The organism is Actinomadura citrea (assembly GCF_013409045.1).
Taxonomy (GTDB): Bacteria; Actinomycetota; Actinomycetes; order Streptosporangiales; family Streptosporangiaceae; genus Spirillospora; species Spirillospora citrea.
In genome coordinates this window covers 3,482,097-3,508,543 of the sequence record NZ_JACCBT010000001.1, presented here as the reverse complement: position 1 = coordinate 3,508,543, position 26,447 = coordinate 3,482,097, and the positions used below count along the sequence as shown (strand labels likewise).

At 74.0% G+C, this 26,447-nt stretch carries 28 protein-coding genes; 15 read left to right on the top strand and 13 right to left on the bottom strand.

Features of this window, described 5'->3' with window-relative positions:
* Nucleotides 1–28: 28 nt before the first annotated feature.
* From BJ999_RS16515 to BJ999_RS16490, 6 genes are all read left to right on the top strand, one after another.
* The gene (locus tag BJ999_RS16515) at nucleotides 29–292 is read left to right on the top strand and encodes a metal-sensitive transcriptional regulator (RefSeq protein WP_173392307.1); all 264 of its coding nucleotides are present in this window, start codon (nucleotides 29–31) and stop codon (nucleotides 290–292) included.
* A 99-nt stretch (nucleotides 293–391) separates the two neighbouring features.
* Nucleotides 392–1,777, top strand: coding sequence for an MBL fold metallo-hydrolase (locus BJ999_RS16510; RefSeq protein ID WP_179834121.1), 1,386 nt, complete (start codon nucleotides 392–394; stop codon nucleotides 1,775–1,777).
* A gap of 54 nt (nucleotides 1,778–1,831) precedes the next feature.
* Complete coding sequence (locus BJ999_RS16505) at nucleotides 1,832–2,407, top strand: rhodanese-like domain-containing protein (RefSeq protein ID WP_179834120.1); 576 nt, start codon at nucleotides 1,832–1,834, stop codon at nucleotides 2,405–2,407.
* Nucleotides 2,408–2,440: 33 nt separating this feature from the next.
* Nucleotides 2,441–3,220 carry a sulfite exporter TauE/SafE family protein gene (locus tag BJ999_RS16500; protein WP_179834119.1) on the top strand — a complete coding sequence of 260 codons (780 nt, stop codon included), beginning with the start codon at nucleotides 2,441–2,443 and terminating at the stop codon, nucleotides 3,218–3,220.
* A 117-nt stretch (nucleotides 3,221–3,337) separates the two neighbouring features.
* Nucleotides 3,338–3,781 carry a universal stress protein gene (locus BJ999_RS16495; protein ID WP_179834118.1) on the top strand — a complete coding sequence of 148 codons (444 nt, stop codon included), beginning with the start codon at nucleotides 3,338–3,340 and terminating at the stop codon, nucleotides 3,779–3,781.
* Nucleotides 3,782–3,905: 124 nt separating this feature from the next.
* Entirely contained in the window at nucleotides 3,906–5,384 is a 1,479-nt protein-coding gene (locus BJ999_RS16490; protein WP_218935087.1) for a bifunctional aminoglycoside phosphotransferase/ATP-binding protein, read from the top strand.
* Between the two features lie 111 nt (nucleotides 5,385–5,495).
* On the opposite strand, the gene BJ999_RS16485 is transcribed toward BJ999_RS16490, so the two are convergent.
* Nucleotides 5,496–6,059, bottom strand: coding sequence for a DoxX family membrane protein (locus BJ999_RS16485; protein WP_179834116.1), 564 nt, complete (start codon nucleotides 6,057–6,059; stop codon nucleotides 5,496–5,498).
* A 239-nt stretch (nucleotides 6,060–6,298) separates the two neighbouring features.
* On the opposite strand from BJ999_RS16485, the gene BJ999_RS16480 reads away from it, so the two are divergent.
* Nucleotides 6,299–6,883, top strand: coding sequence for an Rv1733c family protein (locus tag BJ999_RS16480; protein WP_179834115.1), 585 nt, complete (start codon nucleotides 6,299–6,301; stop codon nucleotides 6,881–6,883).
* A gap of 25 nt (nucleotides 6,884–6,908) precedes the next feature.
* Here BJ999_RS16480 and BJ999_RS16475 read toward each other — a convergent pair whose 3' ends face one another.
* A complete protein-coding gene (locus BJ999_RS16475) occupies nucleotides 6,909–8,630 on the bottom strand; it encodes a sensor histidine kinase (protein WP_229810455.1) in 1,722 nt (573 codons plus the stop codon).
* 91 nt (nucleotides 8,631–8,721) lie between these two features.
* Between BJ999_RS16475 and BJ999_RS16470 the strand changes: the two genes are divergently transcribed.
* Nucleotides 8,722–9,156 (top strand): pyridoxamine 5'-phosphate oxidase family protein, encoded by a 435-nt coding sequence (locus BJ999_RS16470; RefSeq protein ID WP_179834114.1) that lies wholly within the window; start codon nucleotides 8,722–8,724, stop codon nucleotides 9,154–9,156.
* Here BJ999_RS16470 and BJ999_RS16465 read toward each other — a convergent pair.
* Nucleotides 9,137–10,144 carry an Acg family FMN-binding oxidoreductase gene (locus BJ999_RS16465; protein ID WP_229810456.1) on the bottom strand — a complete coding sequence of 336 codons (1,008 nt, stop codon included), beginning with the start codon at nucleotides 10,142–10,144 and terminating at the stop codon, nucleotides 9,137–9,139. The genes BJ999_RS16470 and BJ999_RS16465 overlap by 20 nt on opposite strands.
* 200 nt (nucleotides 10,145–10,344) lie before the next feature.
* Between BJ999_RS16465 and BJ999_RS16460 the strand changes: the two genes are divergently transcribed.
* The 3 genes from BJ999_RS16460 to BJ999_RS16450 all read left to right on the top strand — a co-directional run bounded on the left by BJ999_RS16460 (nucleotide 10,345) and on the right by BJ999_RS16450 (nucleotide 14,619).
* Nucleotides 10,345–11,034 carry a response regulator transcription factor gene (locus BJ999_RS16460; protein ID WP_179834113.1) on the top strand — a complete coding sequence of 230 codons (690 nt, stop codon included), beginning with the start codon at nucleotides 10,345–10,347 and terminating at the stop codon, nucleotides 11,032–11,034.
* Nucleotides 11,035–11,374: 340 nt separating this feature from the next.
* On the top strand, nucleotides 11,375–14,098 hold the full coding sequence (locus BJ999_RS16455) for a cation-translocating P-type ATPase (RefSeq protein WP_179834112.1): 2,724 nt from the start codon (nucleotides 11,375–11,377) through the stop codon (nucleotides 14,096–14,098).
* Nucleotides 14,095–14,619 (top strand): CBS domain-containing protein, encoded by a 525-nt coding sequence (locus tag BJ999_RS16450; RefSeq protein WP_179834111.1) that lies wholly within the window; start codon nucleotides 14,095–14,097, stop codon nucleotides 14,617–14,619. The genes BJ999_RS16455 and BJ999_RS16450 overlap by 4 nt, the downstream gene beginning before the upstream one ends.
* 46 nt (nucleotides 14,620–14,665) lie before the next feature.
* On the opposite strand, the gene BJ999_RS16445 is transcribed toward BJ999_RS16450, so the two are convergent.
* Complete coding sequence (locus BJ999_RS16445; protein WP_179834110.1) at nucleotides 14,666–15,550, bottom strand: universal stress protein; 885 nt, start codon at nucleotides 15,548–15,550, stop codon at nucleotides 14,666–14,668.
* 238 nt (nucleotides 15,551–15,788) lie between these two features.
* Here BJ999_RS16445 and BJ999_RS16440 point away from each other — a divergent pair, with 238 nt between their 5' ends.
* The gene (locus tag BJ999_RS16440; RefSeq protein WP_179834109.1) at nucleotides 15,789–16,214 is read left to right on the top strand and encodes a pyridoxamine 5'-phosphate oxidase family protein; all 426 of its coding nucleotides are present in this window, start codon (nucleotides 15,789–15,791) and stop codon (nucleotides 16,212–16,214) included.
* A 93-nt stretch (nucleotides 16,215–16,307) separates the two neighbouring features.
* On the opposite strand, the gene BJ999_RS16435 is transcribed toward BJ999_RS16440, so the two are convergent.
* The 5 genes from BJ999_RS16435 to BJ999_RS16415 form a co-directional block, all read right to left on the bottom strand.
* Nucleotides 16,308–17,174, bottom strand: a complete 867-nt coding sequence (locus tag BJ999_RS16435; RefSeq protein WP_179834108.1) for a universal stress protein — start codon at nucleotides 17,172–17,174, stop codon at nucleotides 16,308–16,310.
* A gap of 41 nt (nucleotides 17,175–17,215) precedes the next feature.
* Nucleotides 17,216–18,049, bottom strand: coding sequence for a universal stress protein (locus BJ999_RS16430; RefSeq protein ID WP_179834107.1), 834 nt, complete (start codon nucleotides 18,047–18,049; stop codon nucleotides 17,216–17,218).
* A 49-nt stretch (nucleotides 18,050–18,098) separates the two neighbouring features.
* On the bottom strand, nucleotides 18,099–18,317 hold the full coding sequence (locus BJ999_RS16425) for an alcohol dehydrogenase catalytic domain-containing protein (protein WP_179834106.1): 219 nt from the start codon (nucleotides 18,315–18,317) through the stop codon (nucleotides 18,099–18,101).
* Between the two features lie 170 nt (nucleotides 18,318–18,487).
* On the bottom strand, nucleotides 18,488–19,027 hold the full coding sequence (locus tag BJ999_RS16420) for an SMI1/KNR4 family protein (protein WP_229810458.1): 540 nt from the start codon (nucleotides 19,025–19,027) through the stop codon (nucleotides 18,488–18,490).
* A 50-nt stretch (nucleotides 19,028–19,077) separates the two neighbouring features.
* Nucleotides 19,078–20,238 (bottom strand): FAD-dependent oxidoreductase, encoded by a 1,161-nt coding sequence (locus tag BJ999_RS16415; protein ID WP_179834105.1) that lies wholly within the window; start codon nucleotides 20,236–20,238, stop codon nucleotides 19,078–19,080.
* 105 nt (nucleotides 20,239–20,343) lie between these two features.
* Between BJ999_RS16415 and BJ999_RS16410 the strand changes: the two genes are divergently transcribed.
* Nucleotides 20,344–20,835 carry a flavin reductase family protein gene (locus tag BJ999_RS16410; protein ID WP_218935086.1) on the top strand — a complete coding sequence of 164 codons (492 nt, stop codon included), beginning with the start codon at nucleotides 20,344–20,346 and terminating at the stop codon, nucleotides 20,833–20,835.
* Here BJ999_RS16410 and BJ999_RS16405 read toward each other — a convergent pair.
* Nucleotides 20,786–21,217, bottom strand: a complete 432-nt coding sequence (locus BJ999_RS16405; RefSeq protein WP_179834104.1) for a cupin domain-containing protein — start codon at nucleotides 21,215–21,217, stop codon at nucleotides 20,786–20,788. The two genes, BJ999_RS16410 and BJ999_RS16405, sit on opposite strands and share 50 nt — an antisense overlap.
* Nucleotides 21,218–21,268: 51 nt before the next feature.
* Nucleotides 21,269–22,738: an MFS transporter gene (locus BJ999_RS16400; RefSeq protein ID WP_229810459.1), complete on the bottom strand. Its 1,470-nt coding sequence runs from the start codon at nucleotides 22,736–22,738 to the stop codon at nucleotides 21,269–21,271.
* 164 nt (nucleotides 22,739–22,902) lie between these two features.
* Between BJ999_RS16400 and BJ999_RS16395 the strand changes: the two genes are divergently transcribed.
* Nucleotides 22,903–24,045, top strand: coding sequence for a sensor histidine kinase (locus BJ999_RS16395; RefSeq protein WP_179834102.1), 1,143 nt, complete (start codon nucleotides 22,903–22,905; stop codon nucleotides 24,043–24,045).
* Entirely contained in the window at nucleotides 24,042–24,701 is a 660-nt protein-coding gene (locus BJ999_RS16390; protein ID WP_179834101.1) for a response regulator, read from the top strand. Before BJ999_RS16395 ends, BJ999_RS16390 begins: the two co-directional genes overlap by 4 nt.
* 12 nt (nucleotides 24,702–24,713) lie before the next feature.
* Here BJ999_RS16390 and BJ999_RS16385 read toward each other — a convergent pair whose 3' ends face one another.
* Nucleotides 24,714–25,073, bottom strand: a complete 360-nt coding sequence (locus BJ999_RS16385; RefSeq protein WP_179834100.1) for an STAS domain-containing protein — start codon at nucleotides 25,071–25,073, stop codon at nucleotides 24,714–24,716.
* Nucleotides 25,070–26,389: a PP2C family protein-serine/threonine phosphatase gene (locus BJ999_RS43555; RefSeq protein WP_218935085.1), complete on the bottom strand. Its 1,320-nt coding sequence runs from the start codon at nucleotides 26,387–26,389 to the stop codon at nucleotides 25,070–25,072. The genes BJ999_RS16385 and BJ999_RS43555 overlap by 4 nt, the downstream gene beginning before the upstream one ends.
* Nucleotides 26,390–26,447: the final 58 nt, after the last annotated feature.

Genomic DNA, 26,447 nt, shown 5'->3' with positions numbered 1-26,447 from the left:
GAGGTGGAAGGTGGAGGAGCATCTGGAGATGGACGCGACCGCCCTGGCGGACGCGCTGACCCGGCTCCGGCGGGCGCACGGCCAGCTGGGCGGGGTGATCTCGATGATCGAGAACGCCGACGACTGCGAGCGGGTGCTGACCCAGCTGGCGGCGGTGTCCAAGGCGATCGACCGGGCCGGCTTCAAGATCATTTCAACCGGGCTGCGGCACTGCCAGGCGGCGGCCGACCGCGGCGAGAAGCCGCCGATCAGCGCCGAGCGCCTGGAGAAACTCTTCCTCGCCCTTTCCTGAAGACGGCGGGAGGGCCTCCCCTCATCGGGCGATGAGGGGGTACGACCATGGCCGCGATCTGACCGACGGATACCCCCGGGGTATAAGGAGTGAACGCAGATGGTAGATGTCCAGGTAGTCGAGACCTCGTCCCTGGGCGACCGCAGCTATCTCGCCCACGACGGGCGGGTGGCGCTGGTGGTCGACCCGCAGCGCGACATCGACCGCTTCCTGGCGCTGGCCGGGCGGCTGGACGTCCGCATCACGCACGTGGCCGAGACCCACCTGCACAACGACTACGTCTCCGGCGGGCTGGCGCTGGCCAGGGCGACCGGAGCGGCATACCTGCTCTCGTCCGACGAGGGCGTCGAGTTCGAGCGGACCGCGCTGTCCGACGGCGACGAGGTCGCCCTCTCCGACGCGCTGTGCATCCGCGCCGTGGCCACCCCCGGGCACACCTTCCACCACGTGTCCTACATCCTGTCCGGTCCCGACGGACCGGAAGGGGTCTTCACGGGCGGGTCGCTGCTGTTCGGCACCACCGGCCGCACCGACCTCCTCGGTTCCGAGCACGCCCACCTGCTCGCCGAGCGGCAGCACGCGTCGGCGCGCCGGCTGGCCGACCAGCTGCCCGACGGCGCGCACGTCTGGCCCACGCACGGCTTCGGAAGCTTCTGCTCGGCGAGCCAGTCCGACGCCGCGTCCTCGACCATCGGCCGGGAGCGGAGGGCCAACCCGGCGCTGCGGCTGGAGGCCGACGACTTCGTCACCCAGACCCTGGACGGGCTCGACGCCTATCCCGCCTACTACGCGCACATGGGGGTCCGCAACAGCGCCGGCGCCGGCCTGCTCGACCTCACTCCCGCCCGGACCGCCGACCCCGCCGAGCTGCGCGACCGCATCGCGGCCGGGGAATGGGTCGTCGACCTGCGCTCCCGCAAGGCCTTCGCCCAGCGGCACCTGGCCGGGACCCTCAGCTTCGGCCTGGACGGCGCGATGGCGACGTGGCTCGGCTGGCTGGCGCCGTGGGGCGCGCCCCTCACCCTGCTCGGCGACGGCCCCGAGCAGATCGCCGCCGCCCAGCGGGAGCTGGCGCGCATCGGCATCGACCGCCCGGCCGCGGCCTCCTCCGGGGAGCCCGAGCAGTGGGCCGGCGGCGACGCCGCCCGGCTGCGGGCGACGCCCGTCGCGACGTTCACCGACCTGGCCGCCGTCCGCTCCGGCCGCCTCCCCCGGCACCTGCCCGCGCCGGACGTCGTGCTGGACGTGCGCATGACCAACGAGTGGAGGGCCGGACACATCGAGGGCGCCGTCCACATCCCGCTGCCCGAGCTGACCGCCCGGCTGGGCGAACTGCCCGACGGAACCATCTGGGTGCACTGCGGCTCCGGCTACCGGGCCGCCGCCGCCACCAGCCTGCTCCAGCGGGCCGGACACCGGACCGTGCACATCGACGACGCCTACGCCGAAGCCGCGCCCGCGGGCCTCACCATCACCGACCACTGACCCGCACCGACCAGCACCGACCCCCCATCACCACGACACGCGGGAGAACACTTCGTGACCACCTCGCCCACCGTCGACGTCCCCGCCCTGCGCGAACTCCTGGACTCAGATGACCGGCCGCGGCTCATCGACGTCCGGACGCCGGGCGAGTTCGAGACCGGCCACATCCGAGGCTCCTACAACGTGCCTCTCGACCTGCTGCGCGAGCACCGCGCCGAACTGCGCGCCCACCTCGACGAGCAGGTGGTGCTCGTCTGCCGCTCCGGGCAGCGGGCCGGCCAGGCCTCGCAGGCGCTGGCGACCGCGGGCCTGCCCGGCCTGCGCGTCCTGCACGGCGGCATCGGCGCCTGGCAGGCCGCGGGCCGGCCGGTCGCCGCGGGACGCTCCCGCTGGGGCCTGGAACGCCAGGTCCGCCTGGTCGCCGGCTCGATCGTGCTCGGCTCGGTCCTGGCCAGCACGACCGTCCCGCGCGCCAAGTGGCTCGCCGCGGGCATCGGCGGCGGCCTCGCCTTCGCCGCCCTGTCCAACACCTGCGCCATGGGGATGGCCCTGTCCAGGCTCCCCTACAACCGCGGGCCGAAGTGCGACATGGACGCCGTCCTGAGCGCCCTGGCCTCGGACCGCGCATGACCCGAAGTCCATGTCCGCCAGGGAGATGAGGACATGCTGACCGCGCTCGTCCTCGGTGCTCTCATCGGCATCCTGCTGGGGCTGCTCGGCGGCGGCGGCTCCATCCTCGCCGTCCCCGCCCTCGTCTACGGGGCGGGCCTGCCGCTGGCCTCGGCGGTTCCGGCGTCCCTGCTGGTCGTGGGCATCTCCTCGGCCACGGCCGCACTGCCCCGCGTCCACGCCGGGCAGGTGCGCTGGCGGATCGCCGGCGTCTTCGGCGCCGCCGGAGCGGTGGCCGCCTTCGGCGGCGCCGCCCTGAACCGCCTCCTGCCCGACCAGGCCGTCCTGCTCGGCTTCGCCGCGCTCATGGTGGCGGCCGGCTGGCGGATGCTGGCCGGAGGCGACCGGCTGGGCGGGGCGTGCGCCCTTCCCGGCGGCGGCATCGACTGGCGCTCCTGCCTGCCCAAGTCGATCGGCGCCGGTGCGGCCGTCGGCGTGTTGACCGGTCTGTTCGGCGTCGGCGGCGGCTTCCTCATCATCCCGGCCCTGGTCGTCGGGCTCGGCCTGCCGATGGCCGCCGCGGTCGGCACCTCCCTGGTCATCGTGGTGGTCAACTCGATCGCCGGCTTCGCCGCGCACGCCGGGGACGCGACGCTGGACTACGGCGTCATCGCGGCGTTCACCCTGGCCGCCGTCGCCGGTTCGCTCACCGCCGCCCGCCTCGCCCGGCGCCTGGACGCCGACCGGCTGCGGCGCTGGTTCGCCTACCTGGTCTTCGCCGTCGCGGCCTTCGTCGCCGCGCAGGCCGTCCTGCATCCGGGAGCCACCGGATGATCTCGCCGCACCGAGCGGTGCCCGGATCGGGCCGAAAGTCCCGGTTCGGGGGGACGCTCGGCACTGACCCGCGGAACGTCCCGGGCGGGAGGGTGGGGGTGACTGAGGAGGTCGCTGATGTGGGTCGTGCCCGAACAACGGTCCGTCGTCGTCGGAGTGGACGGTTCCCCCAACTCCATGGCCGCGTTGCGCCGGGCCGCCCGCGAGGCGTCCGAACGCCACGCGCGCCTGGACGTGGTCCGCATCATGGAGCCCGGCGACGCCCCGGCGCGGCGCCCGTTCCACGCGATCCGGGAGTGGCTGCGGCTGCGCCGCCTGGTAGCCCGCCTGATCCCCCGCTCCCGGCACCTGACCACCCGGCTGCGCGTCCTGCACGGGGAGCCGGGCGTGGTGCTGGCCGAAGCGGCCGCGCGTGCCGAGCTGCTGGTGGTCGGCGCCCGGGCGCACTCCGAGCACGGCAACCCGCTCGGCGGCGACACCGTCCCGGTCGTGCGGGAGCGGGCGCGGTGCGAGGTCGTGATCTGCGCGGACCAGGGGGCCACCGCCGGCGAGAACCTCTGAGGCCCCGCGGCGAACCCGGGAGGGAAGTCATGAAACGACGCGCAGTCGGGGACGTCATGACCCGGCGCGTCGTGACGGTCTCCGAGGACACCGGCTCCGCCCCCTGCCCGAGGGCATGAGGCCTATGGAGGACGCCGCCGTCGCCGAGACCCACATCGGCGTGGTCTTCTTCGCCGGAGACCGCGCCTACAAGCTGAAGAAGCCGGTGGATCTGGGATTCCTGGACTTCAGCACCCGTGAACTGCGCGAGCGCGCGTGCCACGAGGAGGTCCGGCTGAACCGGCGGTTCGCCCCGGACGTCTATCTCGGCGTCGCCGACGTGCACGGGCCCGACGGCGGCGCCTGCGACCACCTGGTCGTGATGCGGCGGATGCCCGCCGAGCGGCGCCTGTCCACCCTGGTCAGGGTCGGCGCGCCGGTGCGGGACGCGCTGCGCGACACGGCCCGGATCCTGGCCGCCTGGCATGCCAGGGCGCCGCGCGGCCCCCGCATCGCGGCCGAGGAGACCCGCGACGCCGTCCGGGGCCGCTGGCACGACAGCTTCGAGCAGGTCCGGCCCTTCCAGGGCGCCGTCCTGGACGCCGGGACCGCCGCCGAGACCGAGGACCTCGCGGACGAGTTCCTCGCCGGCCGTAAGCCCCTGTTCGACGCGCGCATCGCCGACGGCCGCGTGGTCGACGGGCACGGCGACCTGCTGGCCGGCGACGTCTTCTGCCTGGACGACGGTCCGCGGATCCTCGACTGCCTGGAGTTCGACGACCGGCTCCGCTATCTGGACGGTCTGGACGACGCCGCGTTCCTGGCGATGGACCTCGAACGCCTGGGCGCCCCCGAGCACGCCGAACGCTTCCTCGGCTGGTACGCCGAGTACGCCGCCGACCCGGCCCCGTCCTCGCTCCGCCACCACTACGTGGCCTACCGCGCCTTCGTCCGCGCCAAGGTGGCGTGCCTGCGCCACGACCAGGGCGCGCCGGACGCGGCCGCCGATGCCCGCGCCTACACCGACGTCGCGCTGCGCCATCTGCGCGCCGGCCGCGTCGGCCTGATCATGGTGGGCGGGCTCCCGGGCACCGGGAAGACCTCCCTGGCCGGCGCGCTGGCCGACCGGCTCGGCTGCACGGTGCTCAGCAGCGACCGGATCCGCAAGGAGCTCGCCGGGCTGGCGCCCGCCGACCCGGCGGCCGCGCCCTACGGCTCCGGCATCTACACGCCGGAATGGGGCCGGCGCACCTACCGCGAGATGGCCGGGCGCGCCGCCCGGCTGCTCCAGTTGGGCGAGACGGTCGTCCTGGACGCCTCCTGGACCTCCACGGCCGACCGGGAACTCCTCGCCGCCGTCGCCGAGCAGGGGCACGCGCACCTGACGGCGCTGCGCTGCGAGGCACCGGAGTCCCTCTGCGCCGAGCGGATGCGGACCCGTCCCCGGGGCCCCTCAGACGCCGACGCGGGCATCGCCGCCGCCATGCGCGCGGACTCCGCGCCCTGGCCCGGGGCGGCCGCCGTCGACACCGGCGGGGCCCTCCCCCGCGCCGTCGACCAGGCCCTCGCCGCCATCCGCGGCGCGGGTCCGCCGGACCGTTCTCCGGCATCGCGTCCTGCCTGACCCGCCCTGCCGCATGACCCGCCCTGCCGCATGACCCCCGTCCGGCCGCCAGGACGGGGACATGCGTACGAGGGGCGCTCGCAGGGAGCGCCCCTCGTCTCGCGGATCAGGTCACTTGAGGAAGGGGAGGCGCTTGACCAGGCGGGTCCCGCCCCACCAGCGGCCGAGGCCCAGGGTGTCGCCTGCGCTGACCAGGGCCAGTCCGACGATCAGGATGGCGTAGACCAGGTGGTCGTCCATGAAGGGGTTGTTCTCCGGGGGCAGGACCGCCGACCACATCATCAGCAGCAGGGCGGCCCCCGCCGCGGCGGCGATCCGCATGCCCACGCCCAGGATGAGGGCGGCGCCGATGCCGCCCAGACCGATCATGAACAGCCAGTCGGCCCAGCCCGCTCCCGCGATGTCGTGGTAGAGGTCGGCGAACGGCCCGGCGGGCGAGTGCGCCAGGAACCCCTCGGTGGGGCTGCCGCCGTCGATCCACGCCTTGGCTGCGGGGGTCTCGTGGCCCAGTCCGAAGGTCTTGTCCACAAAAGCCCACAGGAAGACCCAGCCGAGCGCGAAGCGCGCTGCGGCCCAGGCATAACGGGCGGCGTGCGACTCGGTCAGCGGCCGGGGGGTCACCACCCGGATCAGGGTGTCCCGCCCCACGTGGGTCTTGTGCTCGGAGAGTGCCATCGCCACTCACCTTCCATCGCATCGATGATCTCGTCACCCATGACTCAATCCTGAACCGCCCTTGGCCTGTAGGTACCTTCGGCGCACGATCGGCGGGACCTAGGTCCCGCGTGCCGCGGGCAGAAGGACCCGGGAGGTCCCTCCCGCGAGGGGCTTCCGCCTCTGCGGCCGTCGAGGGCCCGATGCGTAGCGTCGTGATGGAAGGAAGGCGAAGGGACGGCGTCATGGGAGCGACGACCATGCGAACACGGACCGGCCACTGGACAGCACGGATCGACCGCCGGCGTCGCAGTTGCGGCTTCGACCGCAACGACCTGCGGCGCGATGTGGACCGGATCCAGTGGCGGCTCGGGCTGCTGCTGCTCATCGTCTTCCTCAGCGCGACACCTCCGCTGCTCACCCATGCCGTCCAGTCCGCCTACGGCTCGGGGGTGAGGGCCGAGCGCCAGCAGGCCGCCACGCGGCATCGCGTCGAGGCCACCATCGTGAGGGTGCGGGACCCGGGGGGACGGCGCACGGTCACGGTCGCCTGGACCGACCCCGACGGGACGCGGCGGACCGACGACTACACGACGTGGCGGGGAGCCGCTGTCGGGGAGCGCCTCATCCTGTGGGCCGGGCCCGGCGGCGTCTCGATCACGCCGCCCCGCCGGCACGCGCAGACGGTCATCCACACCGCGGTGGCCGGGACGGGCGTCGCCCTCGCCACGGGACTGCCCGCGCTCTGCATCTACGGGCTAGTCCGGGCGTGGTACGACCGGCGCCGCTACCAGCTGTGGGAGGCCGAGTGGGCGCGCCTCGACAACCACCGCATCGGCCCCTGACCCTGTCAGCCGGGCCGCAACGGGGTCAGGCGGGCTTGAGCGGGACGCGCCAGACCAGCACCGTGCCGCCCTCCGGGCGCCGCCCGGCGGTGCACGTGCCGCCCAGGTCCTCGGCACGGGCCTCCATGTTGCGGAGCCCGCTGCGGCGGCCGCCTTCGGTGATGCCGACGCCGTTGTCCTGCACCCGCACCGTGACGTCGTCCCCGACGTCGATGTTCAGGGACGTCTCGGTGGCGTGGGCGTGCCGGGCCACGTTCGACAGGGCCTCCCGCACCACCGCGAGGAGCTGCTCGCCGATCTCCTCGTCGACCGAGGTGTCCAGCAGGCCGTCCAGCCGCACCGAGGGCGCGAACCCCAGGTGCTCCGCCGCCCTGTCGGCCAGGGCGTGCACCCGGCTGCGCAGCGACGTCTCGTCGGTCTCGGGGCCCTGCAGCGCGAAGATGGACGAGCGGATCTGCCGGATGGTGTCGTCCAGGTCGTCCACCGCCCGCTGCACCCGGACGGCGACCTCCCGCTTCTGCGTGATCTTGATCGCCGCCATCAGCCCCATCGCGGTCGCGAACAGCCGCTGGATGACGGTGTCGTGCAGGTCCTTGGCGATCCGGTCGCGGTCCTCCAGCAGCACCAGCCGCTCGGCGTCCCGGCGGCGCTCGGCGAGCTCCAGGGCCACCGCCGCCTGCCCCGCGAACGCCTCCAGCAGCCGCTGCGTCCCCTCCGAGAACAGCGCCCCGCCCGGCGGGTTGACCACCGAGAGGACGCCTCGCGCCGACGAACCGAGCCCGAGCGGCACGACGAGCAGCGGACCGATCGGCATCCGCGTGGGCAGGTTCGCCTCGCGCGTCGCCTTCTCCCCGTCGACCAGCCGCAGGGAGGTTCCGTCGGTGTACACCGGCCCGGCCACCGAGTGCTCCAGCGGCACCCGCAGCCCCTCCACATGGTCGGCGCCCTCCCCGCGTGCGGCCTCGACCACGAACTGCCGGCTGCTCTCGTCCACCAGCGCCACGGTCGCGAGGTCCGCCTCGGCGATCTCCTGCGCCCGCTGCGCGACCAGGATGGTCACCTCGTGCGGGTCGGTGCCCGACAGCAGCGCGGTGGAGATCTCGGCCGACGCCTCCAGCCACCGCTCGCGCCGGCGCGTCTCCTGGTACAGGCGGGCGTTCTCGATCGCGACGCCGGCGGCCGTGGCCAGCGCGATCACCACGACCTCGTCCTCCTCCTCGAACTGGCCGCCGCCGGCCTTCTCGGTCAGGTAGAGGTTGCCGAACACCTCGTCCCGCACGCGGATCGGGACGCCCAGGAACGTCCGCATCGGCGGATGGTTGGACGGGAATCCGCTGGAGGCGGGGTGGTGCCCGAGGTCCGGGAGCCGTAGCGAGCGCGGCTCCCGGATCAGCAGACCCAGGATCCCGTGCCCGTGCGGCCAGTGGCCGATCGCCTCGATCTCCTCGTCGCTGACGCCCACGGTGACGAACTGCACCAGGTGCTCGCCCTCTTCACCGATGACGCCGAGGGCGCCGTAACGGGCGTCGACGAGGGTGGTGGCCGCCTCGGTGATCCGCCGCAGCACCGACTCCAGATCCAGTTCGCTGCCGATCGAGACCACGGCCTCCAGCAGCGCGTGCACGCGGTCACGCGTCGATCGCGCCGCCTCCAGCCTCGACTGCAGCTCCGACAGCAGGTCGTCCAGCTGCAACTGCGGCAGGATCATCCGCGCCTTGTCGGGGCCGGCGCCCGAATCATGAGCCACGGATCCAGTATTACCCTGCGTGCGGCGAGAAGTCAGGTCAGGGACCTTAGTCCCTGATGACCTTGGTCACCGATGCTCCACGCTGGACGTTATGCAACTCGACCACAGCGGCATGGAGATCCTCGGTGACGAGGAGTGCCGGTTCCTGCTGCGCCGATCGAAGATCGGCCGGATCGTGTTCACGCTCCAGGCTCTGCCCACCGTGCAGCCGGTGAACTTCGTCTTCGACGGCGAGCACATCGTGGTGAAGACGTCGACGGCGTCACGGCTGGCCACCGCCGCCTCCGACACGATCGTCGCCTTTGAGATCGACGACATCGACACGGCGGCCGGCAGCGGCTGGTCCGTCGTCACCGTGGGGCCGGCCCGCCGCGCCACCGAGCCCGCCGAGATCGCCCGGCTCTCCGCTCTTCCGCTGCGGAGCTGGGCGCCCGGCGAGCACGACCGGTTCATCGTCATCCGGCCGCAGCTCATCACGGGGCGCCGCATCCCCGAACGCGCCCCGCTCAGGGCTCCACGACCATGACGTCGGCGAGGGGCCGGCGGACGGTGTCCAGGCCCTCCCCCTCCGGTGCCCCGATGCGCAGGAGCATCTGCGGGTAGGCGTCCCGGCAGAACTGGGCGCGGATGAAGGCGCGCAGCTCCGGCACTTCGAGCGCCTGGGTGTGGAAGGCGGCCGCCAGATCGCTCTCGGCCGCCCTCAGCAGCGCCCGCTGGAGCGCCCCGCCCGTGCGCAGCCAGTCGGCGGGACCGTCGCCGTCCGACACCAGGAGCAGCGCCACTCCCGCCGCGGCCCCCTCCTCCGGGTGCGCGGGCTCCGCGCCCCATCCCTGGCCGCGCGCGAAGTCGCGGGCGGCGAAGTGCGGCCTGGTCTCGGGAGCCTGCCTGGGGTAGGCGCCTTCCTGGACGCCGTCCCTGCGGGCCGTCCTGGGCGAGGGCGCCCAGCGGCCGATCTCCGTCGAGTACGCGGGCGTGCGGCGCTGGATGTGCTCGGCCGCGTCGGTCAGGGCGGCCAGGGCCCCCTTGACGTTCCGGTCGACGGCCTCGATCAGCCGGGCGCCCTCGCGCTCGACGTCGTACCGCATGGCCGTGAGGATCCCGGCGGGGACGGTCTCGGGGCGGAACGCGCCCCGATGGCTGCGCCGGCGCCGGATCTGCGCGTGCTCCCGGAGGGTCTGCCGGTCCGCCGGCTCGTCGGGCTCCAGGTTCACGTCGGCGAGCAGGTGCGGGCGGTCCGGATCGGGCAGCAGCAGCACGACGGGGTCGTAGCCCTGCGCGCGCAGCGACAGCTTGAGGTTGTAGAGCGCCGCCCCGCAGCTGATCAGCATTTCCCGGCCGTTCGGATCGGCGACGCCCAGGCGGCGGTCCGGGTCGGCGCGCAGGCTGACCCGCGAGCCGCGTACGCCGAACCGCCATGGCTGGGTGTTGTGCACCGAGGGCGCCCACAGTGCGTCCTCGACGGCCCGCCGCATGTCATCTGCGATGTCCGCAGAGGCCCTGTACCTGGTTTGCATGAATCGCTCCTTTCCTCGCCTTCACCCCACCAGCGATCCCCGCACCCGCGGCAGGGCCGAAGGTCCATCCCGGGCGGGCACAGGGACGCGCGCCGGATCGGGACGTTGGTCCCGCGGGCACGGGACGTCCGCGGGCTGGGGGCCGGTCCGGCGGCGGGGTAGCGTCCATTCCGTCACCGCCGCACGAGGAAACGAGAGCCATGACCGCCCAGACGCCAGCGAACGCGGGTACGATCCGGGTCTTTCTGATGGACGACCACGAGGTCGTCCGCCGCGGGGTGGCCGCGCTGCTGTCCGCCGAGGACGACATCGAGGTCATCGGCGAGGCCGGCACCGCGGCCGAGGCGCTGGCGCGGATTCCCGCCGTCCGGCCCGACGTGGCCGTCCTGGACGTGCGCCTGCCCGACGGGGACGGCGTGAGCGTCTGCCGCGAGCTGCGTTCCCAGCTGCCGGAACTGGCCTGCCTGATGCTGACCTCCTTCGACGACGACGATGCCCTGTTCGAGGCGGTCATGGCGGGGGCGTCCGGCTACGTCCTCAAGCAGATCCACGGCTCGGACCTCGTCGGCGCCGTCCGCACCGTCGCCACCGGGCAGTCCCTGCTCGACCCCCGCAGCACGGCCCGCATGCTCGAACGGCTCCGCACCCGCCAGGAGAAGAACGACCCGCTCAAGGGCCTGACCGAGCAGGAGCGCCACATCCTGGAGCTCATCGGCGAGGGCCTGACCAACCGGCAGATCGGCGAGCGCCTCTTCCTGGCCGAGAAGACGGTCAAGAACTACATCTCGAACATCTTCGCCAAGCTCGGCATGAGCCGCCGCACCCAGGCCGCCGCGCTGGCCGCGCAGCTCAAGGCCGACGGCGCCCACTCCAGGCGCGGGCGCGACTGAGCCCTGGCCCGGCCGGGTCCCTGGGGGGCGGCCGGGCCAGGCTTCTCGCACCACGGACCAAGTCACGATGACCAGCCCGCCCGCGTGGACGGGGACATGTGGTCCGTCCATCGTCTTCCATCTCCGGATCTCCAAGGGTCGCGACCCCGCGGCGCGGCGGTCAGAGGCGTGGGTCCCCCCGCGACGGGACCTTCGGCCCTGATCCGTGCCCCCGCATGCGCGCAATCTTGTGGGGCAGGAGGTGCGACATGAACATCGGCTACGACCTCGCGGCCGCCGTTTCCGGCGGACGGGGCCGCGGCGGAGGCAGCGCCCGGACCGGGCGCTCGGCCGGGCCGCGATGACGACGGCTCCCGCGCCCTACCGCAGGCCGGCCGAAGACGTGGTGCGCGACCTCGGCGGTCACGCCTCCGACGGGCTGACCTCCGCCGAGGCGGCGCGACGGCTGGAGCGGGACGGGCCCAACACGCTTCCCGCCGCGCGCGGGCCCGGCCCGGTCGTGCGGTTCCTCCTGCAGTTCAACAGTCCGCTGATCTACGTGCTGCTGGTGTCGGCGGCGGTGACCGGACTGCTCGGCGAGCACGTGGACGCGCTGGTGATCCTCGGCGTGGTGGTCGTCAACGCCGTCGTCGGATTCGTCCAGGAGTCGCGCGCGGAGAAGGCGCTGGGCGCGCTGGCCGCCATGGCCCCTACCGCGGCGCTGGTCGTCCGGGACGGCGCGGCCCGGCGCGTGCCGTCGGCCGAACTGGTGCGCGGCGACCTGGTCAGGCTGGAGGCCGGCGACAAGGTCCCGGCCGACCTGCGGCTGCTGCGCGCCGACGAGTTCGCCGTGGACGAGTCGGCGCTCACCGGCGAGTCGGTGCCCGTCGCCAAGGACACCGCGGCGCAGGACGAGGCCGCCCTCGCCGACCGCACCGGCATGGCCTTCTCCGGCACGCTGGCGACGGCCGGGAGCGCCGCGGGCCTGGTGGTGGCGACCGGAGCGGACACCGAACTCGGCGGCATCCACCGGCTGGTGCAGGGCACCGGCGCGGTCCAGACGCCCCTCACCCGCAAGATCACCCACTTCAGCAAGATCGTGACGGTGGCGATCCTCGCGCTGGCCGCGCTGACCTTCCTCATCGGCGTGCTCCGCGGGCGCGGCGCGACCGAGATGCTCACCGCGGCGGTCGCCCTCGCGGTCGGCGCGATCCCCGAGGGGCTGCCCGCGGTCGTCACGATCACCCTCGCGCTCGGCGTCTCCCGCATGGTCCGGCGCGGCGCCATCGTCCGGCACCTGCCCGCCGTCGAGACGCTCGGCAGCACCACCGTCATCTGCACCGACAAGACCGGCACCCTCACCCAGAACCAGATGACCGTCACCGCCGTCACCGCCGGCGGGCGCGACTACACCGTCACCGGCACCGGGTACGCGCCCACCGGGACGATCCGGCGGGACGGCCGGGAGGTCGACCCCGCCGCCCACCCCGCGCTCAGGGAGACGCTGCTGGCCGGTCTCGGTTGCAACGACGCGCAACTGCACCGCCGAGACGGCTGGCACATCACCGGGGACCCGACCGAAGGCGCCCTGCTGACCAGCGCGGCCAAGGCCGGGCTCGACGGAGCGCCGGACCGCGTGGCCACGCTGCCGTTCACCGCCGAGCGCCGCTACATGGCCACCCAGCACGAGGACGGCGCCGTCTACGTCAAGGGCCCCGTCGAGCGGCTCCTGGAGCTGTGCGAGGACGCCGCCGGCCCGGACGGCGCGCCCGTCCCGCTCGACCGTGCGGCCGTCACCGCGCGCGCCGAGGCCTACGGCGGTCAGGCGTTGCGCGTGCTGGCCTTCGCCCGGGGACGCGCCGGCGGCTCCGGTCTGGACGAGCCGCCCCCGCTGACCTTCCTCGGCCTGCAGGCGATGTTCGACCCGCCCCGCGAGGACGCCGCCCGGGCCGTGCGGACCTGCCACGACGCCGGCGTCCACGTCAAAATGATCACCGGTGACCACGCCGCCACCGCGCGCGCCGTCGGGGCGCGCGTCGGCCTGGACGGCGAGGTGATGACGGGGGCCGAGCTCACCGAGGGCGTCTCCGCCGAGCGCGTCCAGGACACCACCGTCTTCGCCCGCGTCTCCCCCGAGCAGAAGCTCCGCCTCGTCCAGATCCTGCAGGACCGCGGGCACGTCATCGCGATGACCGGGGACGGGGTCAACGACGCGCCCGCGCTCAAGCAGGCCGACATCGGCGTCGCCATGGGGCGCTCCGGCACCGACGCCGCCAAGGAGTCGGCCGACATGGTCCTCACCGGTGACGACTTCGCCTCGATCGAGAAGGCCGTCGAGGAGGGGCGCGGCGTCTTCGACAACCTGGTGAAGTTCATCGTCTGGGCGCTGCCGTCCAACATCGGGCTCGGGCTCGTGCTGGTCGCCGCCATCGTCGCGGGCACGGCGCTGCCCGTGCTGCCGCTGCAGGTCCTCTGGCTGAACATGACCGCGGTGCTCGTGCTCGGCCTGCCGTTCTCCGTGGAGCCGAAGGACGAGCACATCATGCGCCGCCCGCCCCGCGACCCGTCGCTGCCGCTGCTCACCCGCGCGATGACGCTGCGCATCCTCGTGGTCTCGGCGATCCTGCTCGCCGGCGCGTTCGGCCTCCAGCACTGGGAACGCGCCCACGGCGCCACGCCCCAGGTCGCGCAGACGATCGTCGTCAACGTCTTCGCGCTGACGCTGCTCACCTATCTCTTCAACTGCCTGTCGCTGGACCGGCCGCTGCTGTGGCACGGCGTCCGCCGCAATCCCTGGGTCGGCGCCAGCGTCCTGGCCCTCGTCGCCGTCCAGGCGCTCTACACCTACGCGCCCTTCATGAACGACCTGTTCCATTCCGCCCCGCTCGGCGGCGGCGCCTGGGCGCGGATCGTCGTCATCGCCGCCGTCTCCTACGTGGTGATCGAGATTCTCAAGTACGTCCAGCGGCGCGCCGATCCGGCCCTCCGGCACGGAGGCGGGGGACGTTCGCCCCTGCCGGCGGCCGGCGTCCGGGAGGAGCCTGGAGGCGGAGGCGAGCCTGCCGGCCCGGAGGAGGAGCCATGACGTCGAGCCCAACGCTGGAGCAACGCGCCGTCGCCGAGCTGATGAGCCGCGACCTGCTCACCATCGCCGCGGACGAGTCCGTGATCATGGCCTGGGAGCTGATGTGCCGGGCCGAGATCCACCACCTGCCGGTCACCGACGTCGAGGGCGGCTTCCTCGGCGTCCTGGACGCCCAGACCCTCACCTCGGCCTGGGACGCCACCGTTCTCCGCGAGGCCCGCCGCCCCGTCACGTCCCTCCTGCCGTCCCGGCCGCCCGCGACGGTGCGCCCGTCGGCGACCGTCGCCGAAGCGGCCCTGACCATGCTGGAGTCGGACAGGGACTACGTGGCGGTGACGGACGAGCACGGCGCCCTGGCCGGCCTCCTCACCGCACGGGACCTGGTCTGCGCCCTCGCCGGGGTGCAGCGCGAGATCCCGGCGCGGACCGGAGGCATGCCGTCCCTGTACCGGATCGAGCCCGTGCTCCCCCGCGGGACCCCGGCCCCGCACCCGGGCCGGAGCAACATCGGCCCGGACTGATCCCGCAGGCGGCCGCCCACGGCGAGGTCCGCGAGCGGTCGCCCCCTCAGGTGGCGCTCTGGGCGGTGTGCCGGGGCGCCGGGACGATCGCGACCGAGCAGGGCGCGTGGTGCAGCATGGCCGAGCTGGTCGCCCCCAGCAGCAGCGGGTCCAGGCCACCGGTGCCGCGATCGCCCACCACGAGCAGATCGGCGCGTTCGGCGGCGTCCAGCAGCGCCTCACGGGGCCGCTCCAGTAGCGGCGAGACGTCCACATGGACCTTCGGGTACCGCCGCTGCCAGGGATGGACGACCCGCTCCAGCATCGCGGCCCGCGCCTGGAACAGCTCGGCCTTGTCGGCGAACAGGGGCAGGTCGCTCTCGGGCACGGCGCCCGGCTCCCACGCCCCGTGCACCACGCGCAGGTCGCACTCGCGCAGCGCGGCCTCCTCGATGGCGAAGCCGACCGTCGCGTCCGCGCACTCGGACGCGTCGACGCCGGCCACGACGGGGCCCCGGCCACCCCCGCCCCGGACGGCGACCACGGGACGGCGGGTCCGCGCCGGGAGCTCCATCGCCGTCGAGCCCACGGGCAGCCGGTGCCGCTCGTGCGAGCCGACCACGATCAGCTCCGCGTCGTCGGACTCGTGCACCAGCGTGTCGCAGGCGGGCTCCCGCCTCAGCAGCGTGCGCACCTTCCCCTGCGCACCGAGGTCGCGTGCGCGGCGCGCCCCCTTGCGCAGGAGGTTCTCCCCCGCCCTCTGGAAGATCGCCTGCACACCGGCGTCCACGTGACCGCTCGGGTACGGCCAGTGCCAGCAGTAGCACAGCAGCAGGTCGAGCCCCCGCAGGCGCGCCTCCTCGACCGCCCAGCGCAGCGCGGGGTCGTTCTCCCCGGTCCCGTCATAGCCGAACAAGACGTTCGACCTCTGAGCCCTCGTCAGCGCTGCCATCCGTCCGACCCCCTTCCTCGAGCAGAGGTCCCGACTTCAGTCTCGGCCGGTCGGAGCCCGCGAGGCAGGGGCCGAAGGTCCCGCCGCGCCGGGTCGTCCGGGGCGATGCCACGCCATCTGAGCCTGACCTTTCGAACGGCCCTGCTCGGAGGGGACGGACGGCGTCCGGCCGTGTGACTTTGGCCCCCTGCCTCCCACCGCGGGCGGCGCGGAGGATGGAGACATGAAGGAGGAAGCCATGAGGAGCGAGGGCGAGGCCGCGGACCTCACACGAGCGGAGTGCCTCCGCCTCATGAGCACCGCCACCGTCGGCCGGATCGTCTTCACCGAACAGGCGCTGCCCGCCGTGGCGCCGGTGGGTTTCGTCGTCGACGGCGAGGACGTGGTCATCTCGGTGCCGCGCGGCTCCAGGCTGGTCACCGCGACCCGCGGCGCGATCGTGGCCTTCCAGGCCGATGACCTGGACTCCACCGGCCGCACCGGGTGGTCGGTCACGGTCATCGGACGGGCACGGGTCGCCCGCGATCCCGGCGACCGCGCCCGCGAGGCCCTCCGGCCCTGGAAGGCCGGAACGGGCGCGGAGTTCATCCTGGTCTCCTGCCGAAGGATCACCGGCCAGCGCGTCAGGGCGGTCCCGGCCGGCGACCGCGAGACCGCCGCCTGAACGGCCCTCGCCGCCCGGCATCGGCCGTCCATCGCGAAAGGCCCGGCGGTCGCCGGGCCTTTCGCGATGAACCGTCCGTGTCCGATGTCCCGCTCACGGCGCGGGGGCGCCCGCGGCGGGGACGACGGCGACCGGGCAGTGCGCGTGATGAAGGAGCCCGTGCGTCACCGCGCGCCTGCGCGGCACGGTCAGCCCCTCGCGCGGGTGCGAGCCGGCGACCACCAGGTCGACCTCGCGGGACGTGGCGACGAGCGCGGCGGCGGGGTTGTCCTGGACGATGTCCTCCACGACCTCCACGCCGGGGAAGCGCTTGCGCATCGGCGCGTGCGCCTCGATGACGCGCCACCGGGCCCGCTCCTCGACGCCACGGGCGTCGAGGTCCTCTCCGGGCTCGTCCCGGCGCGCCCCGAACGGCCACGCGTGCACGACGCGGAGCCTGGCCTCCCGTGCCGCGGCGGCCCGGAAGGCGTACTCCAGGGCGGCGGAGTCGTCGCCGAGACCGATGCCCAGGGCGACCTCGCGGCGTTCGGCGTCCGGTTCGCCGCGCACCACCACGACCGGGCAGGCGGAGTGGCGGACCGCGCCCAGTCCCACCGAGCCGAGGACGAGCCCCGCGAATCCGCCGAGACCACGGCAGCCCACCACCAGCTCGAACGCCTCCTCGGAGTGCTCGGCCAGTGCCCGGACGGTGCGCGCGGACGCCAGTTCCACGCTCACCGGCACCTCCGGCCGCCGGGCGTGGGCGACGCGCTCGGCGGAGGCCAGCACCTCCCCGCCCTCTCGTGACAGCGAGACCACCTCGCCGGGGGCGGTGTTGAGCGGGACGTCGAACCCCCACCGCTCCACCGCGTGCACGATCTTCAGGGCGCGCCCGTACCGGGCGGCCTCGTCCGCCGCCCAGGCCACGGCCCTTTCGGAAGGGACGGAGCCGTCGGCTCCGACGATGATCGGATCGGACATGGTCCACTCCTCCTCGCTTGCCCCGGCGGACGTCCCGCCGGTCACCGGTCGATGGGCACCACCACCACGGGGCAGTGCGCGTGGTGCAGGACCGCGTGATTGACCCGGCCCAGCGCCATGCCGATCCGGCCCGTCCGGCGAGCGGCTCCGACCACCACGAGGGCGGCCGACCGCGACGCCTCGACGAGGGCCCGGCCCGCCGCCCGGTCCGAGACGAACTGCTCGACCCGGACGTCCGGATGGTGCTCGCGCAGGCCCGCCAGCGCCTCCGACAACTCCAGGTCCTCCATCACCCGGCGGCGGGGGGACCCGAACTCGCCGCCCGCGGCGTGCAGCGCCAGGATCCCGGCGCCGCGCGAGGCGGCCTCCTCGAAGGCCCAACCGGCCATCGCGCTCTCGCCGGGGCGGTCCTCGATCCCGACCACGATCTGGGCCGGGGCCTCGGCGGGGTGGGGCGCCTCCCGCGGCACCACCAGCACCGGGCAGCGGGCGTGCGCGGCGGTGTACAGCCCGACCGACCCGAACAGCAGGCCCTCGAACCCGCCCAGGCCGCGCGACCCCACGGCCACGAGGGCCGCGTTCCCGCTGCTCTCGACCAGCGCGCCGCCCGGGTCCGTCCGGACCAGCCGCGTCGTGACGTCGAGGTCGGTGTGCGCCTTCAGCATGTACTGCCGCGCTTCGCCGAGCAGATCCTCCCGCTCGGCGACCAGCCGGCGCAGCGCGTCCTTCGGGAGCGTGCCGTCCTCCACCAGCGCGCGGGAGGCGTGCACCAGTTCCAGGGGCCTGTGGTGCCGGACGGCGTAGTCCGCGGCCCAGTCGAGGGCCCGCCAGGCGTGGGCGGACCCGTCGATGCCCACGATGATCTGGGTCGGCATGGCCTTCCTTTCCTGGTCGCCGGGGCGGTCGCGGACGGCCGCACCGGGTTCAGCGGGTCAACACGACTTCGAGCGCGCCGGCCGCCTCGTGCCCGAGGATCCGCCCGTCGGTCACCGCCGGGACGTCTCCCTTGAGGATGTGCAGGTCCGTGCCGCAGATGGTCACCGCGTCCACCCGCACCACGGCGTCGCCGTCCGCGACGATCTCGGGCTTGGGCACGTCCTCCCAGGACTTCCGGCCGGGCCCGTGGTACACCAGAGCTCGCATCGCGAGCCTCCCTCGTCGGTCCTCAGGTTCGTTACCAGAGTCGAACGGGGGCGACGGCGGCGGCAGGGCCTAACGTCCCGGGGCGCGGCCCCAACGTCCCGGCGCGTCCGGCGCCGCGGGCCCGTGGGCCCGGCCGGACCCTTCCACCTGGCCTCGGCCGGCGCGCGAGCTCAGCGGCACATCGCGGCGATGAGGTCCGAGAAGTGCGGGAACTCCGTCCGCGCGGCGGTCAAGATCTCGGCGGGCGCCCGGCGTCCCGGGGCGTGGCGTTCGGCGATCGCGAGGAAGGCGTCGTTCGGCTCCTCGGGAGGGTCGGGGTCCTCGAACGCCTCCGCGGGCCCGAGGCCGGCGGCGAACAGCCAGAGCAGGTCGCCGAGATCGCGCGCGATCACGCCGCGGTCGCCCTCGGAGCCGAGGTAGACCACGGGCTGGCCGACGACCGGCACGCCGGGCCGCACCAGCCAGAAACCGGCGTAGTCGCCGGCCCCGGTCGAGCCGAAGAAGCGGAACTGGCCGCCGTCCGCGTCCGGGTTGCCGGTCCACAGCCGGAACCACCACGCCGTCCTGGCGGGGTCCTCGAAGCGGTCGTACGGTTCGAAGTCGCAGCCGCGCCCTTCGTCGGTCTCGTCGTCCCACTCCCATTCGAAGCCGACCGCGGCCACCTCGGCGAGGGCGGGGGGCAGCGCGAGATCCTCACGCGTATCCGTCACCCCGGCAGACTAGGCGATCTTCGCCGCCCGCGGGTACCGGGAGCCGCGGGTCAGGGCGAAGGCGGCGCCGCGCGGCCGGCACGCGCCCGGAACCGGTCCGGGGCCGGGCGCTCGCCCGACGCCTCCTCGGCGATGACCCGGCCGAGGAGCGGCGCGAACTTGGCGCCGTGCCCGGAGCACGGGGAGGCGACCGTGATCCCGCCGGCGCCGTCGACCACGAAGTCCTCGGTGGGGGTGTTGGTGAACAGGCAGGTCGTCTCCGCGTACGGCTCGGGGACGACGCCGGGCAGGGCCCGCCGGACGTAGGCGACGATCCGTTCACGGTTGGCCGGGTCGATCGCACCGGTCTGCGCGGCAGCGCTCCGGATCGGCCGCCCGCCGTTGAACTCGGCCACCTTCTGTCCGCTCCGGCCGTCCGGGAGGGCCGCGTCGCGGCCACCGGGCAGGCCGTAGACCAGCGTGTCCGAGTCCTTGTGGATGAACGTCGGCCACGGTTCCCCTGGAACGTCACGGTAGGGGAAGTGGTAGGCGTTCTCCTGCATCACCTGGAGTGGCGGGAAGGCCGCCAGCAACGAGTCCGGCAACGCGAGGTCGCCGAGCAGGTCGGGCAGCCAGCCGCCGGCGGCGACGACCACCTTCTCGGCCTGCTCCGCCCGCCCGTCCGAGCTCACCACCCGTTGGCCGGTGCCCACCCGCTCGACCGACACCACCGGACGGCCGGTCTCGACCCGGGCGCCCTCGGCCCGCGCCAGCCGCAGCATGGCCTCCACCGCGGCCTCCGCATCGACAACACCGGCGGCCGGGTGCCACAGCACGTCGCCTCCGCCGTCGCCGAAGCGGAACTGGGGCCAGCGCGCGGCCGCCTCGGCGGCGGTGAGCAGCTCGTGCTCGACGCCGACCCTCGCCAGCACCGCGGCCAGCGCCGCCGGGTCCCGCGCCGCCCCGGCGTCCAGGGAACCCGTGCGGGTGACGAGCCGCTCGCCGGACAGACGCTCCAGCTCCCGCCACTCGCGCCGTGCGTCGACGACCATCTGGACGTAGAACGGGTCGGCGTAGCCGTACCGGAGGATCCGCGCGGATCCGTGGGAGCTGCCCTCGGCGTTGGCCGGCGTGCGGCGCTCCAGCACCGTCACCTCGTGCCCGCGCCGGGCCAGCTGCCAGGCGGTCGCGGCCCCGACGAGGCCGGCCCCGACGACGACGTACGTGCCCATCGTGATGCTTCCTTCCCAGTGCGTCCGGTTGCCGGGAACCCGTTCGCTCCGCTGTCGCATCGAGCCCTCATCGGGTCGCGGTCGCATCACCGTAGGGTTGGTGCGGTGGACAGCGATAGGTTCGTCGCCGGATTCGACTACCCGATGTTCGTCGTGACCACCGTCGATCCCGGCACCGGGACGCGGGCGGGCTGCCTGGTCGGATTCACCACGCAGACCAGCATCGACCCGTTCAGGTTCCTGGTGTGCCTGTCCCGGCGCAACCGGACCTACCGCACGGCGAAGGCGGCGACGGTCCTCGCCGTGCACGTCCTCGGACGCGGTGAGGAGCAGCAGAAGCTGGCGGCCCTCTTCGGAGAAGGGACCGGTGACGAGATCGACAAGTTCGCCCGCTGCTCCTGGCGGCCGGGCCCCGAGGGCGTGCCCCTGCTCACCGGCGCCGACCGCCGCCTGGTCGGCCGCATCGTGGAGCGCGCCGACCTCGGCGACCATGTCGGGTTCCTCCTGGCCCCGATCGACGTGACGATCGGAGCCGAGGCGCCCCCGCTCACCTTCCAGGGCCTGCCCGACCTGGAACCGGGCCACGAGGCCGGTTGACGGGTCGCTTCTCCAGGCGGCTGCCATGGGGCAGGGTGACGGCCAGGATGTTGCTCGGCGTGTCCAGCTCCATGCGGTGCCAGCGTCCGCGCGGGACGATGGCGGCGGTCCCGGCCGTCAGCCTGATCTCTTCCTCCCGCTGCCCCGGTTCGTCCGGACGGAGATAGAGGCGGATCTTCCCGATGAGGCAGGACACGACCTCCTCGGCCTCGGGATGGACCTCCCAGTGGTCGGCGTGGACGTCGGCGTCGGTCTTCGCGTGGAAGGCCGTCAGCCGCCATCCGCCCCGTTCGGGATCGAACGCGCGCGGCTCGGCCTGGATCTCCCCGCCGGGGTGGAGGTGGAGAAAGCAGGAGAACAGATCGATGGGAGTGACGGTCATGCCGGGACGTCCTTTCTGTGGCGATCGGCTGAGCGGCGAGGGCACCACCGGTCAGTCCCGGACGGTCAACAGGTCGCGGGCGTCGGTCTGCTCGGCCTGCTCGGTCTGCTCCGCCTGCGACGGCGCCGCGGTCCGGCGCAGCACGGTGAGGGCGACGAGAGCGGCGGCGGTCAGGAGCACGGCGCCGATGGTGAGGGCGAGCGCGTAACCGTCGTTGAGGGCCCGGGGCGTCGGGACGCCGCCGGTGCGGTGCTGCGCGGCGGTGCCGAGGGCGGCCAGGCCGAGGGAGGCGCCGATCTGGCGCGAGCTGTTGAGCAGCGCCGAGGCGGTGCCGGTCTCGCGCGCCGCGACGCCGGCGGTGGCGATGGACACGAGGGGCGCCAGGCAGAGCCCGAAGCCCACGCTGGCGACGATCGAGGGCCCCAGCACGTCGGTGGCGAAGGCGCCGTCGGAGCTGATCATGCCGAACCAGGCGAACCCCGTCGCCGTGAGCAGCCCGCCGACGACCAGCAGGGTCCTGGGGGCCAGCCGATAGCCGAGTCTGACGGCCAGGACCGAGCCGGCGAGCACTCCCAGCGCGAACGGCAGGAACATGGTCCCGGTCAGCGCGGCTCCGTGCCCGAGGACGCGTTGCAGGTAGAGGGACATGAAGTAGAAGGACGAGGCCATCGCGGCTCCGACCAGGAGGTTGAAGGCGTTGGCGCCGGCCACCGAGCGGTTGGAGAACAGGCTCAGCCTGATCAGCGGGTCGCGGGCGGTGGTCCGCTCCAGTCGGAGGAACGCGGCCAGCAGCGCGGCGGCGACGGCCAGGGTCGTCAGCGTGACGGGCGAGGTCCACCCGTGCCGGTCCGTGCGCACGATCCCGAACACCAGCAGGCTCATGCCCGCGGTGGCCAGGACGGCGCCGAGGACGTCCGGACGGCCGCTGCGGTCCGGGGGCGGGCCGGCCGCGACCCCGCGCCAGGCCAGCGCCAGCGCGCCGGCGGCCATCGGCACGTTCACCAGCATCACCCAGCGCCAGCCCGCGTACTCGGTGAGCACGCCGCCGATCACGACGCCGAGCGCGCCTCCGGCGGCGTTCGTCGCGCTCCAGATCCCGAAGGCCCGGACCCGCTCCCGACCCGAGGGGAACGTCGCGGTCAGCAGCGCGAGCGCGGCCGGCGCCAGCGCCGCGGCGCCGACGCCCTGGGCGGCGCGGGCGGCGACGAGATGGCCGGGTTCCTGGGCCAGCCCACCGGCGAGGGACGCCAGGCCGAACAGGCCGAGCCCGAGCAGGAGGACGGGTTTGCGGCCGTACCGGTCGGCGGCCTTGCCGCCCAGCAGGAGCAGCCCGCCGAAGGAGAGGGCGTACGCGTGGATCACCCAGGTCAGGCCGACCGCGCTGAACCCGAGGCCGGCCGCGATCTGCGGGAGCCCGACGTTCACCACCGACAGGTCCAGCGACACCATGAACTGCACGACGGCCACCGCGGCGAGCGTGACCCCGGGGCGGACTCCGCCCTTGTCTTCGATCGTGTGCATGCCTGACATCGTGGTGTTCGAGGAGGTCAGCGCACATCGGACGCGGGATGGCCTTTCGCCCTGACGCCCGGGGCGTACGATCGGCGCCACTGCACCGCAGGATGTAGAAGTCTCTCCGCCGCTCTGCGGAGGAATCTCACCGGAAACGGTCCTAATCTGCACGGATGAGCTCCATGAACCGATGGCGGCCGGTCGCCCAGGACGGCATGCTCGCCGTGGCGATGGCCCTCTTCCTGTCGGTCGTCGTGGCCATCACACCGCACGCGGGCGCGTTCGACCTCGCCGCCGCCCTGGCCGGCTCGCTCGCGCTCGTCGCCTGGCGGCGGGCGCCCCTGGTGGCACTGGTCGTCAGCGCGGGCTGCATGCTCGCGCTCGCCGCGCACGTCCGGCCGGGCCCGGCCGCCGCCTTCCCGGTCATCGTGGCCGTGTTCGCCGCGTTCAGGGCGGGCCACCGGCTCGCCACGGCGCTGGTGGGCGCCGCCTTCCTGGGCGCCGGCCTGGTGGTGCGGCTGCCCAGCGCCGACGGGTCCCTGCGCGATCTCCAGAGCCTCTCGCTGCTGGTCGGATGGTTCGTGGCGGCCGGCGTGACGGCGACGGTGACCCGGCACCGGCAGGCCTACCTCGAAGAGGCCGAGCGGCGGGCCGCCGAGGCCGAGCGCACCCGCGAGGAGGCGGCCCTGCGCCGTGCCGGCGAGGAGCGGCTGCGCATCGCCAGGGAGCTGCACGACTCCCTCACGCACAGCATCTCGATCATCAAGGTCCAGGCGGGGGTGGCCGTCCACCTGGCGCGCCGGCGCGGCGAGGACGTGCCGCCCGCCCTGCTGGCGATCCAGGAGGCCAGCGGCGACGCCATGCGCGAGCTGCGCGCCACGCTGGAGGTGCTTCGCGACGCCGACCAGCCCGACGGCGAGTCCCTCGCCAGCGGCCTCGACCGGCTCGACGACCTGGTGGAGCGGGCCCGCTCGACCGGGCTGCCGGCGACGGTGACGATCTCCGGCACGCGGCGCGACCTGCCCGCCGAAGTGGACCGGGCCGCGTACCGGATCGTCCAGGAGGCGCTCACGAACGTCGCCAGGCACGCGGGCGGCGCGGCAGCGGCGGTGCGCGTCGACTACGCGGGCGGGGAACTGGTCGTGCAGGTCGACGACGACGGCAAGGCCGATCCGGACGCGCCGCCCGTCCCCGGCACGGGCCTGCTCGGCATGCGCGAGCGCGTCGCGGCGCTCGGCGGGCGGCTGCGGGCCGAGCCCCGTCCCGAGGGGGGCTTCACCGTGCGCGCCGAGCTTCCCCTGGGAGATCCCTCGTGATCCGCGTGCTGCTCGTGGACGACCAGGCCCTCATCCGCGGCGGCTTCCGCGCCCTGCTGGAGATCGAGGACGACATCGAGGTGGTGGCCGAGGCCGCGAACGGCGAGCGGGGCGTCGCGCTCGCCGCCGAGCACCGGCCCGACGTCGCCCTCGTCGACGTCCAGATGCCGGTGATGGACGGCATCGAGGCGACCCGGTTGATCGCCGCCGACCCCCGGCTGAGCGGCGTCCACGTCGTGATCCTCACCAACTACGGCCTCGACGAGTACGTCTTCAACGCGCTGCGCGCCGGCGCCTGCGGGTTCATGGTCAAGGACACCGAGCCCGAGGACCTGGTGCAGGGCGTCCGGGTCGCGGCCCGCGGCGACGCGCTGCTGTCTCCCGCGATCACCCGCCGCCTGATCGGGGAGTACGTCGCGCGCCGCCCCGAGCCCGCACCCGAGGGGCTCGACATGCTCACCAAGAGGGAGCGCGAGGTCACCGTGCTGGTGGCGAGGGGCCTGTCGAACGACGAGATCGCCGCCCACATGGTGATCAGCCCGGCCACCGCGAAGACGCACGTCAGCAGGGTGCTGGCCAAACTGCACGTCAGGGACCGCGCCCAGCTCGTCGTGTTCGCCTACGAGTCCGGCCTCGTCAGCCCGCGGCGCGGCTGACCCCGCCCGGCCTCATTCCCGGCGCAGGGACTTGACGGCCTCGTCGGCGGTGGGGTGGAAGGCGAAGACCTGGTCGAGCCCGGTGATCTCGAAGACCCGGGTGAGGTCGGGGTTCAGCCCGGCGAGCACGATCCTGCTCTGGGCCGCCTGCGCCCGGCGGTAGCCGGCGATGAGCACCGTGATGCCGGTGGAGTCGCAGTAGTTCAGCTCCGTCACGTCGAGCACGGCGCCGCCGCCCGAGGCCAGCGGCAGGGTCTCCAGGGCCTCCCGCAGGCGGGGGGCCGTGTGGTAGTCGAGGTCTCCCGCCACGCGCAGGACGGGGACCTCGGCCTCCTCGGACGGGAGGTTGACGGTGAAGGTGTGGTCGGTCACCGAAGAGGCTCCTGTCCGGACGGTTCGAAGCGGCGGGGCACGGAGAGAGCCAGCAGTGCCGTGTCGTCGCTGACTCCCGCGCCCAGTTCCGTGAGCAGTTTATGGACGTTCGCCAGCAGATTATCCGCTCCTTCGAAGGGCGTGCTGGTCAGATGGGCGATGAGGCCCTCGTCGCCCAGCATCGCCCCGTCTGGGGTGCGGGCCTCGGTGAGGCCGTCGGTGTACAGCAGGAGGGCGTCGCCGGGGGCGAGGCGCAGGTCGGTCTGCGCGAAGTGCGGTTCGGGCAGTATCCCGACGAGCTGCCCGCCCGGTGTGTCGACGGCTTCGACCGTGCCGTCCGCGCGGACCACCAGGGCGGGCGGATGGCCGCCCCCGGCCAGCGTGACGGCGAAGGAACCGTCGGGTTCGGGGGCCAGGACCCCGAACAGCGCGGTGCAGAAGCGGGGGTCGCTCTGGTACTCCCCCTTGAGGACGGCGTCGAGGTTGCCTAGCGCGGCGCAGGGGTCGGGCTCGTAGATGGCGGCGGCGCGCAGGGTGTAGCGGGTGAGGGACGTCAGGGCGGCGGCCTCCGCGCCCTTGCCGCACACGTCACCGAGGAAGAACGCCCAGCGGCCGCCGTCCAGGGGGAACAGGTCGTAGAAGTCGCCGCCGACCTCGTCCTGGGAGACCGGGTGGTACGCGCCGGCGGCGTCGAGGCCGGGGACCCCCGGCAGGGCGGGCGGAAGAAGGGTGCGCTGCAGGGTGCGCACCAGGCGCTCGGCTCTGGTGCGCATGGCCCGCTCGGCCGTGATGGTGCAGATCGACGACAGCCGTCTTTCCAGCTCCTGGGCGACCAGGGTCGCCAGGTCGCCCAGGATGGCGAGCTGCGCCTCGGACGCGTCACGGGGACGGGTGTCCAGCACGTTGACGGTCCCGAGGCGGTGGCCGTCCGCGGTGGTGATGGGGGCGGCCGCGTAGAAGCGCACGCCCATCTCGCCGCGGACGAGCGGGTTGGCGGCCGTCCTCGGGTCGGTGAGCGCGTCCGTGACGACATAGGCGGTGTCGTGCTGGATGGCGGAGGCGCACAGCCCGGGGTCGCGGTCGATCTGCGACACGCCGTGCAGGCCGTGGGCGGCCTTGAACCAGATGCGGTCGCTGTCCACGATGGCCACCGTGGCGACCGGCGCGTCGCAGCTGCGAGCGGCCAGGGAGGCGATGGTGTCGAACGTGCCGTCGGGCGGGGTGTCGAGTATCCGGTAGCGGCGGACGGCCGCGAGCCGCTCCCGTTCGGCGGCGAGAGCGGACACGGGTTCGAGGTGGCGGGCAGGCACCGTCACCGTCACCTCCTCTGGTCGGGGCCGGGCGGCGGCAGTCCCGCCAGAAGCAAGGCTTTAC

What these genes read in the sequence shown, in the direction of transcription:
- BJ999_RS16500 (WP_179834119.1), top strand. Translation starts at nt 2,441, where the DNA reads ATGCTGACCGCGCTCGTCCTCGGTGCTCTCATCGGCATCCTGCTGGGG.
- BJ999_RS16435 (WP_179834108.1), bottom strand. Translation starts at nt 17,174, where the DNA reads ATGTCCGATCCGATCATCGTCGGAGCCGACGGCTCCGTCCCTTCCGAA.
- BJ999_RS16450 (WP_179834111.1), top strand. Translation starts at nt 14,095, where the DNA reads ATGACGTCGAGCCCAACGCTGGAGCAACGCGCCGTCGCCGAGCTGATG.
- BJ999_RS16400 (WP_229810459.1), bottom strand. Translation starts at nt 22,738, where the DNA reads ATGCACACGATCGAAGACAAGGGCGGAGTCCGCCCCGGGGTCACGCTC.
- BJ999_RS16470 (WP_179834114.1), top strand. Translation starts at nt 8,722, where the DNA reads ATGCAACTCGACCACAGCGGCATGGAGATCCTCGGTGACGAGGAGTGC.
- BJ999_RS16455 (WP_179834112.1), top strand. Translation starts at nt 11,375, where the DNA reads ATGACGACGGCTCCCGCGCCCTACCGCAGGCCGGCCGAAGACGTGGTG.
- BJ999_RS16495 (WP_179834118.1), top strand. Translation starts at nt 3,338, where the DNA reads ATGTGGGTCGTGCCCGAACAACGGTCCGTCGTCGTCGGAGTGGACGGT.
- BJ999_RS16480 (WP_179834115.1), top strand. Translation starts at nt 6,299, where the DNA reads ATGCGAACACGGACCGGCCACTGGACAGCACGGATCGACCGCCGGCGT.
- BJ999_RS16425 (WP_179834106.1), bottom strand. Translation starts at nt 18,317, where the DNA reads ATGCGAGCTCTGGTGTACCACGGGCCCGGCCGGAAGTCCTGGGAGGAC.
- BJ999_RS16465 (WP_229810456.1), bottom strand. Translation starts at nt 10,144, where the DNA reads ATGCAAACCAGGTACAGGGCCTCTGCGGACATCGCAGATGACATGCGG.
- BJ999_RS16405 (WP_179834104.1), bottom strand. Translation starts at nt 21,217, where the DNA reads ATGACCGTCACTCCCATCGATCTGTTCTCCTGCTTTCTCCACCTCCAC.
- BJ999_RS16510 (WP_179834121.1), top strand. Translation starts at nt 392, where the DNA reads ATGGTAGATGTCCAGGTAGTCGAGACCTCGTCCCTGGGCGACCGCAGC.
- BJ999_RS16415 (WP_179834105.1), bottom strand. Translation starts at nt 20,238, where the DNA reads ATGGGCACGTACGTCGTCGTCGGGGCCGGCCTCGTCGGGGCCGCGACC.
- BJ999_RS16395 (WP_179834102.1), top strand. Translation starts at nt 22,903, where the DNA reads ATGAGCTCCATGAACCGATGGCGGCCGGTCGCCCAGGACGGCATGCTC.
- BJ999_RS16485 (WP_179834116.1), bottom strand. Translation starts at nt 6,059, where the DNA reads ATGGCACTCTCCGAGCACAAGACCCACGTGGGGCGGGACACCCTGATC.
- BJ999_RS16445 (WP_179834110.1), bottom strand. Translation starts at nt 15,550, where the DNA reads ATGGCAGCGCTGACGAGGGCTCAGAGGTCGAACGTCTTGTTCGGCTAT.
- BJ999_RS16440 (WP_179834109.1), top strand. Translation starts at nt 15,789, where the DNA reads ATGAGGAGCGAGGGCGAGGCCGCGGACCTCACACGAGCGGAGTGCCTC.
- BJ999_RS16490 (WP_218935087.1), top strand. Translation starts at nt 3,906, where the DNA reads ATGGAGGACGCCGCCGTCGCCGAGACCCACATCGGCGTGGTCTTCTTC.
- BJ999_RS16515 (WP_173392307.1), top strand. Translation starts at nt 29, where the DNA reads ATGGACGCGACCGCCCTGGCGGACGCGCTGACCCGGCTCCGGCGGGCG.
- BJ999_RS16430 (WP_179834107.1), bottom strand. Translation starts at nt 18,049, where the DNA reads ATGCCGACCCAGATCATCGTGGGCATCGACGGGTCCGCCCACGCCTGG.
- BJ999_RS16460 (WP_179834113.1), top strand. Translation starts at nt 10,345, where the DNA reads ATGACCGCCCAGACGCCAGCGAACGCGGGTACGATCCGGGTCTTTCTG.